Consider the following 6,049-nt stretch of genomic DNA (forward strand, 5'->3'; position numbering starts at 1 on the left):
GCCCTACGCAGTCCCCCCGCACCTTCGTCCCCGCCCGGGCGGCGTGGGCCCGCAGGGCGGCGCGCGCCGTTCAGCGCGTCACCTCCACCGCCCTCGGGCCGTACCAGAGCGCTGTCGTGCGCATCGGCTTCTCGCTGACGTGGCTGCTCTTCCTGCTCTTCGAGTACCCGCACCGCCGTGAGCTGTACGGGCCCAACGGGCCGTGGGACTGGGACATGGCCCAGCAGCTCATAGGGAACAACCACGCCTTCACCGCGCTGATGTGGTCGCAGAGCACGGTGTGGTTCGAGATCGTCTACGGGCTGGCGGTCGTCTCGGCGGCGCTGCTGATGGTGGGCTGGCGCACCCGGACGATGTCCGTCCTCTTCATGGTCGGCGTCCTGTCGCTGCAGAACCGCAGCATCTTCATGGGCGACGGCGGCGACAACGTCATCCACCTCATGGCGATCTACCTCGTGCTGACCCGGTGCGGGCAGGTGTGGTCGCTGGACGCGCGGCGCGACGCCGACCGGGCCGACCGGGTGGGGCCGGTCCTGTGGGTGGCGCTGGGGGCCTGCCTGGCCGCCGTGACCTTCATGGGCGAGATCCGCGCGGGCTGGCTGCTGATCTTCTGGGGGCTGCTGGCCGTACACGCCCTGTGGTGGGCGGCCGGGCGCTACGCCCCCGGGCAGCCGCGCATCCTGCTGGACGTCGTCACCAATGCGGTGCACAACGCCGCCCTCGTCGTGATCATGGCGGAGGTCTGCCTCGTCTACGCCACCGCGGGCTGGTACAAGATCCAGGGCTCGCGCTGGCAGGACGGCACGGCGCTCTACTACCCGCTGCACCTGGACTACTTCTCGCCCTGGCCCGGGCTGTCCGGACTGCTCGCGTCCAGCGGCGTGATCGTGATGCTGCTGACGTACGGGACGGTGGTCGTCCAGGTCGCCTTCCCCTTCACGCTGTTCAACCGGCGGGTCAAGAACGTCCTGCTCGCGGTCATGATCGCCGAGCACGCGGCGATCGCCGTCCTGCTCGGGCTGCCCTTCTTCTCGCTCGCGATGATCGCCGCCGACGCGGTCTTCCTGCCGACCGGCTTCCTGCGGCGCCTCGGCCACCGGGCGGCGCGAGTGGGCGCCCGGGTGCGGCCGCGCGGCGATGTGGAGGCGGCCCCGGCGGAACGGGGACCGCGCGAGGAGCCGGTCCGTACGCTCGTCGAGTGAAAGGCCCGGCCACGGGCTCCCCGTAGGCTGAGGCCATGACTGAGGACGTGGCCGAGGCCGTGACGCGGCAGTGGCGTGAGGCTGCTCAGGACGCCGTGGTGCTGGACGGCTTCCATGCGCTGAAGCACGCCCTGCGCTTCGGCGCGGACGTGCGGCTGACCCTCGCGAGCGACCGGCGCGCGGTACTGGCGCTCGCCCGCGACCTGGCCGACGACCTGTCCGGGGTCCTCGCCCGGTCCGTCGTCGAGATTCCGGCCGACGCCCTGCGTGAGCTGGTGCCCCGGATCCACACGACGGCGGTGGCCGCGCTGGCGGTCCGGCGGGACGCCGAAGCGAACGCGCGGGCGCTGTCCCGGCTGCCGAGGCCGGCCCCGATCGTCGTGTTGGACAACCCCCGCAACCTCGGCAACGTCGGAGCGGTCGTCCGGCTGGCCGCCGGTTTCGGCGCCACGGGCGTCGTCACGACCGGGGACATGGACCCGTGGCACCCCAACGTCGTGCGCGCGGGCGCGGGGCTCCACTACGCCACGGCCGTCGAGCGCAGGGACCTCGACGCGCTGCCGCCGGGCCCGCTCTACGTCCTGGACCCGGAGGGCGAGGACATCAGGTCGGTGGACATCCCCGACGACGCCCTGCTGGCCTTCGGCTCGGAGCGCCACGGCATCTCACCGGAGCTGCGCGCCCGCGCGACCAGGCTGGTCGCCCTGCCCATGCGACCGCAGGTCTCCAGCTACAACCTGGCGACCAGTGTGGCCATGGCGCTGTTCCACTGGGGCGGGCCGCCCGCCGCCGCCGCCGCCACCGCGTGAGCGGGGCGGCGACGGGCCGCTGACCCGGCCGGGAGCCGGGGCGGTTACGCCTGGCGGCGTACCTCGACCATCCGGAAGCGGTTGGCGACGAAGGCCGCGTCGCACAGCGCGGCGTTGGCCGCCGGGTTGCCGCCCGAGCCGTGGAAGTCGGAGAACGCCGCCGTCTGGTTGACGTAGACGCCGCCCGTGAGGTTCAGCGAGAGCTGCGCCGACTCCTCCAGGCAGACCTCCTCGACGGCGGCCTCCGTGACCTGCGAGGTGGTGTACGCGCCGACGGTCATGGCGCCCTTCTCCCGCACCGTACGGCGCAGCAGCTCCAGGCCGTCCTCGGTGGAGTTGACGGCGACCGCGAAGGACACCGGGCCGAAGCACTCGGACATGTAGGCCGCTTCGGCGTCCGGCTTGGCGCCGTCGAGCTTGACCATGACCGGTGTGCGGACCACCGCCTCGGGGAAGTCCGGGTGGGTGATCTCCCTCGACGGCAGAGCGACTTCGCCGAGCTCCGCCGCGGCTTCGAGGCGGGCCTTCACATCGGGGTTGACCAGGGCGCCCAGCAGTGCGTTCGCCCGGGCGTCGTCGCCCAGGAGCCCGGCGACCGAGGCCGCGAGGTCGGCGACCACCTCGTCGTAGGACTTCTCGCCCGCGTCGGTCGTGATCCCGTCCCTCGGGATCAGGAGGTTCTGCGGGGTGGTGCACATCTGCCCGCTGTAGAGGGACAGGGAGAACGCCAGGTTGGACAGCATTCCCTTGTAGTCGTCGGTGGAGTCGATGACGACCGTGTTGACGCCGGCCTTCTCCGTGTAGACCTGGGCCTGGCGGGCGTTGGCCTCCAGCCAGTCGCCGAAGGAGGTCGACCCGGTGTAGTCGATGATCCGGATCTCGGGGCGGGTCGCGAGGGTCTTCGCGATGCCCTCGTCGGGGCGCTCGGCCGCCAGGGCCACCAGGTTCGGGTCGAAGCCGGCCTCGCCGAGGACCTCGCGGGCGACCTGGACGGTGAGGGCCAGCGGGAGGACCGCGCGGGGGTGCGGCTTGACCAGGACCGGGTTGCCGGTGGCCAGCGAGGCGAAGAGGCCGGGGTAGCCGTTCCAGGTGGGGAAGGTGTTGCAGCCGATCAGGAGCGCGATGCCGCGCGGCACGGCGGTGAAGGACTTGCTGAGGCTGAGCGGGTCGCGCTTGCCCTGCGGCTTGGACCACTCGGCCGCGACGGGGGTGCGGGTCTGCTCGGCGTACGCGTACGCCACGGCCTCGAGGCCGCGGTCCTGGGCGTGCGGGCCGCCCGCCTGGAACGCCATCATGAACGCCTGGCCGCTGGTGTGCATGACCGCGTGCGCGAACTCGTGGGTGCGGGCGCTGATGCGCGACAGGATTTCGAGGCAGACCAGGGCGCGGTTCTCGGGGCCGGCCTCCCGCCAGGCGCCCATGCCCGCGCGCATCGCCGGCAGCAGTACGTCGAGGTCGGCGTGCGGGTACTCGATGCCCAGGTCCGGGCCGTACGGCGAGACCTCTGTGCCCGTCCAGCCGTCGGTGCCGGGCTGGTCGAGGGCGAAGCGGCTGCCCTGGAGGGCCTGGAAGGCCGCGAGCCCTTCGGCGGCGCCGAGGCTGCCGTTCTCGCCGTACGCCTTGGGGTGCTCGGGGTGCGGGGACCAGTAGGCCCGTGTGCGGATCACGTCGAGCGCCTGGTCGAGCGTGGTCCGGTGCTTCTCGGACAGCTGGGAAGTGGTGAGTTCGGCGGCCACGGCGGACCAACTCCTCGTCGAGCTGGGCAGGGACAGGCGGACACGAGATACAGTAACCGAACGATCGGTCGGGACAAGAGGGCCCGGTAAACCTGTGGACAACTCATACGGGAGGATCGGGGTCATGACAGCTATCGATCGAGCCCGCACCGTCGCCGTCGTCGGCACCGGCACCATGGGTCAGGGCATCGCCCAGGTCGCTCTTCTGGCCGGTCACCCGGTGCGGCTGTACGACGCGGGCCCCGGCAGGGCCGCCGAGGCCGCCGAGGCCGTCGGCGCCCGGCTGGACCGGCTCGTCGAGAAGGGCAGGCTCGACGGGCGGGACGCGGACGCCGCGCGGGCCCGGCTGCACACCGCCGGGGACCTCGCCGAGCTCGCGGACGCCGCGCTCGTCGTCGAGGCGATCGTGGAGCACCTTCCGGTCAAGCAGCAGCTCTTCACGGCGCTCGAAGCGGTCGTCGCCGACGACTGCCTCCTCGCCACGAACACCTCCTCCCTCTCCGTCACGGCCATCGCGGGGCCCCTGAAGAACCCCGGCCGTTTCGTGGGCCTGCACTTCTTCAACCCCGCGCCGCTGCTGCCGCTCGTCGAGGTCGTCAGCGGTTTCGCGACGGACGAGACGAGCGCCACGCGCGCGTGGGCGACGGCGGCCGCCTGGGGCAAGACCCCGGTCCGCTGCGCCGACACCCCCGGCTTCATCGTCAACCGCATCGCCCGCCCCTTCTACGCCGAGGCTTTCGCGGTGTACGAGGAGCAGGGCGCGGACCCGGCGACGATCGACGCCGTGCTGCGCGAGTCCGGCGGTTTCAGGATGGGTCCGTTCGAGCTGACCGACCTGATCGGGCAGGACGTGAACGAGGCCGTCAGCCGGTCGGTGTGGGAGTCGTTCTTCCAGAGCCCCAAGTTCGTGCCCTCCCTCGCCCAGCGCCGGCTCGTCGAGTCGGGCCGGCTGGGCCGCAAGTCGGGTCACGGCTGGTACCCGTACGGCGCGGACGGGGCGGCCCGGCCCGCTCCCCGTACCGCCGCCCCCGAGGAGGCTCCTCAGGCCGTCACCGTCGTCGGGGACCTAGGCCACGCCGAGGTGCTCGTGGCGATGATGGAGGAGGCCGGCGTCGCGGTGGAGCGCGTGGAGGCGGGCGGCCCGTACATCGAGCTGCCGGGTGAGGGCCAGCTCGTGCCCGCCGACGGACGGACCTCCGTCGAGTACGCCGACGTCGTGTACTTCGACCTCGCGCTCGACTACCGGGGCGCCACCCGCATCGCGCTGTCCGCCTCCGAGGACACGTCCGCGCGGGCGGTCGCCGAGGCCACGGGGCTCTTCCAGCGGCTCGGCAAGGACGTCAGCGTCATCGGTGACGTGCCCGGCATGATCGTCGCCCGTACGGTCGCGATGCTCGTCGACCTCGCGGCGGACGCCGTCGCGCGGGGCGTCGCCTCGGCCGAGGACATCGACACGGCGATGCGGCTCGGTGTGAACTACCCGCTCGGGCCGGTCGAATGGAGCCGTGCGCTCGGCCGGGACTGGGCGTACGACCTGCTCAAGAACCTGCACGAGTGCTGCCCGACCGGACGCTACGCCCCGTCCCTGGCGCTCCACCGGCAGGCGTTCGCCGCCAAGGAGGAGGGCGCCTGATGACGACCGCCAAGCGCGACACGTACACCCCCGAGACGCTTCTGACGGTCGCCGTCCGGGTCTTCAACGAGCGCGGCTACGACGGCACGTCCATGGAGCACCTCTCCAAGGCCGCCGGTATCTCGAAGTCGTCGATCTACCACCACGTCGCGGGCAAGGAGGAGCTGCTGCGCCGGGCCGTCAGCCGGGCGCTCGACGGGCTCTTCGGCATCCTCGACGAGCCGGGGGCCTCGCGCGGCCGGGCGATCGAGCAGGTCGAGTACGTCACCCGCCGCACCGTGGAGGTGCTGATGGCGGAGCTGCCGTACGTCACGCTGCTCCTTCGCGTACGCGGCAACACGAAGGCCGAGCGCTGGGCGCTGGAGCGGCGGCGCGAGTTCGACCAGCGGGTCGCCGATCTGATGAAGGCGGCGGCGGCCGACGGCGATCTGCGGGCCGATGTCGACATACGCATGGCGACGCGGCTGCTGTTCGGGATGATCAATTCGCTGGTGGAGTGGTACCGGCCGCAGGTGGCCGGGGGCGGTGGCGGTACGGACGGGGAGCAGTTGGCCGAGACCGTGGTGCGTCTGGCCTTCGACGGGCTGCGCACCAGCCGCTGAGTCCGCTCGCGGTCCGTTCGGCCGACGGCGCGCGAGCCCGTGGCCTACGGCTCGGGGGGCGGTGGGG

Annotated in this window: 5 protein-coding genes; 4 read left to right on the forward strand and 1 reads right to left on the reverse strand. The window is 72.4% G+C overall.

Going from position 1 to position 6,049, the window contains the following annotated elements; translation table 11 throughout:
• Together E2E34_RS29940 and E2E34_RS29945 are read left to right on the forward strand one after the other, a co-directional pair.
• Nucleotides 1-1,202 (forward strand): HTTM domain-containing protein (locus E2E34_RS29940; protein WP_244316252.1); only part of this gene is annotated, 1,202 nt, incomplete at its 5' end.
• 35 nt (nt 1,203-1,237) lie between these two features.
• Nucleotides 1,238-2,011 carry a TrmH family RNA methyltransferase gene (locus E2E34_RS29945; protein ID WP_208765379.1) on the forward strand — a complete coding sequence of 258 codons (774 nt, stop codon included), beginning with the start codon at nt 1,238-1,240 and terminating at the stop codon, nt 2,009-2,011.
• 44 nt (nt 2,012-2,055) lie between these two features.
• Here E2E34_RS29945 and paaN read toward each other — a convergent pair whose 3' ends face one another.
• On the reverse strand, nt 2,056-3,747 hold the full coding sequence (paaN, locus tag E2E34_RS29950; protein WP_138905006.1) for a phenylacetic acid degradation protein PaaN: 1,692 nt from the start codon (nt 3,745-3,747) through the stop codon (nt 2,056-2,058).
• Between the two features lie 124 nt (nt 3,748-3,871).
• Between paaN and E2E34_RS29955 the strand changes: the two genes are divergently transcribed.
• Nucleotides 3,872-5,380: a 3-hydroxyacyl-CoA dehydrogenase gene (locus tag E2E34_RS29955; RefSeq protein WP_138905007.1), complete on the forward strand. Its 1,509-nt coding sequence runs from the start codon at nt 3,872-3,874 to the stop codon at nt 5,378-5,380.
• Nucleotides 5,380-5,982, forward strand: coding sequence for a TetR/AcrR family transcriptional regulator (locus E2E34_RS29960; protein ID WP_138905008.1), 603 nt, complete (start codon nt 5,380-5,382; stop codon nt 5,980-5,982). The genes E2E34_RS29955 and E2E34_RS29960 overlap by 1 nt, the downstream gene beginning before the upstream one ends.
• Nucleotides 5,983-6,049: the final 67 nt, after the last annotated feature.

It is taken from the genome of Streptomyces albidochromogenes, assembly GCF_005981925.1.
GTDB lineage: Bacteria > Actinomycetota > Actinomycetes > Streptomycetales > Streptomycetaceae > Streptomyces > Streptomyces albidochromogenes.

Excerpts from the sequence above, each read along its gene's own strand:
- E2E34_RS29945 (WP_208765379.1), top strand. The coding sequence starts at position 1,238 with ATGACTGAGGACGTGGCCGAGGCCGTGACGCGGCAGTGGCGTGAGGCT.
- E2E34_RS29955 (WP_138905007.1), top strand. The coding sequence starts at position 3,872 with ATGACAGCTATCGATCGAGCCCGCACCGTCGCCGTCGTCGGCACCGGC.
- E2E34_RS29960 (WP_138905008.1), top strand. The coding sequence starts at position 5,380 with ATGACGACCGCCAAGCGCGACACGTACACCCCCGAGACGCTTCTGACG.